General features: G+C 47.1%; 1 protein-coding gene. It reads right to left on the bottom strand.

Annotated elements, in window-relative coordinates:
* A partial coding sequence (locus tag D7V20_RS19965) for an Ig-like domain-containing protein (protein ID WP_171407874.1) occupies positions 1-401 on the bottom strand: 401 nt, incomplete at both ends.

Here is a 401-nt window from a genome sequence, read left to right as displayed (position 1 = left end):
GTACTCATACCATCCTGAATTTCTCCAGTCACTGCACCAACGTCATCCAATAGTTTCGCTTCAAGCAAACTATCGTCTGCTGGACCTGTTGTATCAATCGTGATGTCTTTGCTTGTCGGTGTTGTCGCATTGCCTGCTTGATCGACTACACGTGCTTCAACAACATGCTTGCCTTCTGCCAATGGGTTCGCTGTGTGATCTAAACTCCACGTACCATCCGCTTTCAGCGTTGCATCCGCCCACGTTCCACCATCGATGCGAACTTGAACTTTATCACCCGCTTGTATTTGTGTTGCATCTGATACTTTGCCACTAATCACTAAGCTTTGGTCTTTGGTCAAGAAGTCGTTTGCAAGACCTGTGTCTTCGGTGATTCCTGTAATCTCTGCTGTGATCGTTGG

Source organism: Acinetobacter rongchengensis (assembly GCF_003611475.1).
In the GTDB taxonomy this organism is placed as follows: domain Bacteria; phylum Pseudomonadota; class Gammaproteobacteria; order Pseudomonadales; family Moraxellaceae; genus Acinetobacter; species Acinetobacter rongchengensis.
This window is presented reverse-complemented; position numbering and strand designations above follow the sequence as displayed.